Genomic DNA, 483 nt, shown 5'->3' with positions numbered 1-483 from the left:
CTGGCTGGCTGGCTGGCTGGCTGGCTGGCTGGCTGGCTGGCTGGCTGGCTGGCTGGCTGGCTATAAGTATAATTTGTATTAGCTAAATTTATAGAATCTAAAGTTATATATTTTTCTTTTTTAGATTCTTTAGTGTGGAGAGATTTTTTAGATTCTAAGCCTTTTTTAGTTTCTAAATTTCTTTTAGATTCCAATTCTTTTTTAGTCTCTAGAGCCTTTCTTAAGTAGCTATTTTTAACTAGCTCAGTGCCAAGATTCCTAGCTGTGCTTAAGCCTCCATTAAGCTTGCTAACTACAAATATCCTCTTATCTTTTTTAGCATACTCTAAGGCTATATCTAAGCTTTTATCTTTACTACCATCTATAACTAAGATGATATCTAGGTTTTTATAAGTTTGATTAAGTATAGAATCTAGTGCAGCTTCAAGATACTTTTCTACATTATAAATAGGGATGATAACTGAGACTAAGCCTTCTTCTCCT

General features: G+C 34.6%; 1 protein-coding gene. It reads right to left on the bottom strand.

Annotated features, from left to right (window positions below; translation table 11 throughout):
- Positions 1-458: glycosyltransferase (locus BKH43_RS08385; protein ID WP_143429071.1), on the bottom strand; the 458-nt coding region annotated here is incomplete at its 3' end.
- Positions 459-483 lie beyond the last annotated feature (25 nt).

The organism is Helicobacter sp. 13S00401-1 (genome assembly GCF_002272925.1).
Taxonomy (GTDB): domain Bacteria; phylum Campylobacterota; class Campylobacteria; order Campylobacterales; family Helicobacteraceae; genus Helicobacter_I.
Note: the sequence above shows the minus strand (reverse complement) of the source record. Positions and strands in the feature narration are given on the sequence as shown.